This is a genomic window from Nocardia sp. NPDC004654, assembly GCF_040609595.1.
Lineage (GTDB): Bacteria > Actinomycetota > Actinomycetes > Mycobacteriales > Mycobacteriaceae > Nocardia.
This window is the reverse complement of record NZ_JBEXKI010000025.1, coordinates 1-1,225: the sequence shown is the minus strand read 5'-3', so window position 1 is coordinate 1,225 and position 1,225 is coordinate 1. Positions and strand designations below refer to the sequence as shown.

The 1,225-nt window shown below is 66.5% G+C and carries 1 protein-coding gene; it reads left to right on the top strand.

Features of this window, described 5'->3' with window-relative positions; translation table 11 throughout:
* Positions 1-275 precede the first annotated feature (275 nt).
* Positions 276-1,225 (top strand): acyltransferase domain-containing protein (locus ABZV58_RS34555; RefSeq protein WP_355004400.1); only part of this gene is annotated, 950 nt, incomplete at its 3' end.

Below are 1,225 nucleotides of genomic sequence, written 5' to 3'. Positions count from 1 at the left end.
CCCCACAAGCACTCGCCGACCACGCCACCCACCTACTCACACACCTCGACCAACACCCCCACCAACACCCCACCCACATCGCCCACACCCTCACCGTCAGCCGCCACCATTTCCACCACCGCGCGGTAATCACAGCCGCCACAAACGCGGACCGACGCGCCGCTTTGGCCGCTCTCACCGCAGGCCGCCCACACCCACAGCTACACACCGGCATCGCTACCACCACCCCCACGCTGGCCATGCTGTTCTCCGGGCAAGGAGCTCAACACCCCCGCATGGGTGTCGAGCTCTATCACGCCTATCCGACATTTGCTGCCGCACTCGATGACGCCTGCGCCGCGTTGGACCCGCACCTGGACAAGCCTCTGCGTGATCTCCTATTCGCCTCCCCCGACACCGACCACGCCCGACTTCTCAACGACACCCGCTATACCCAACCCGCGCTGTTCGCCCTGCATGTTGCCCTCTATCGGCTGCTCACCAGCCTCGGCCCCATCCCCGCTCACCTTGCCGGACACTCCATCGGGGAACTCGCCGTCGCTCATGTTGCCGCCATCCTCAGCCTCGACGACGCCGCGACCCTGGTCGCCGCTCGTGCACGCCTCATGCACCAGCACGCCGTGCCCGGCGGCGCCATGATCGCCATCGCCGCCACAGCCGACGAAATCACCACTGCACTGCAGTCTTTGGACCCCACCGGTGACCACCTGGCCGTCGCCGCGGTCAACAGTCCAACCAACACCGTCATCTCCGGCGAGGCCACACTCGCCCACACCCTGGCCGATCACTTCCGCGGCCAAGGCCGCAAGACCCGCGTACTGACGGTGAGCCACGCATTCCACTCTCCACACATGCGCCCGGTACTGGACCCGTTCCGCGCTGTCGCCGCCACTCTCACCTACCACTCCCCCACCATCCCCATCGTCTCCACACTCACGGGCACGCTCGCCGATCCGCACCACATCACCACACCGGACTACTGGGTAGACCACATCCACCGCCCTGTCCGCTACCTCGACGCAATCAACACCCTCACCGCCAACCACACCACCACCTACCTCGAACTCGGCCCAGACCCCACACTCACCTCCCTGACCACCGATATCCACGCCGACACCACCACGCCCCAGCCCACCATCCTGCCCACCTTGCGCCCCCGGACACCTGAACCCGACAGCCTGCTCACCACCCTCGCGCAACTCCACACCACCGGCCACCCCATCGA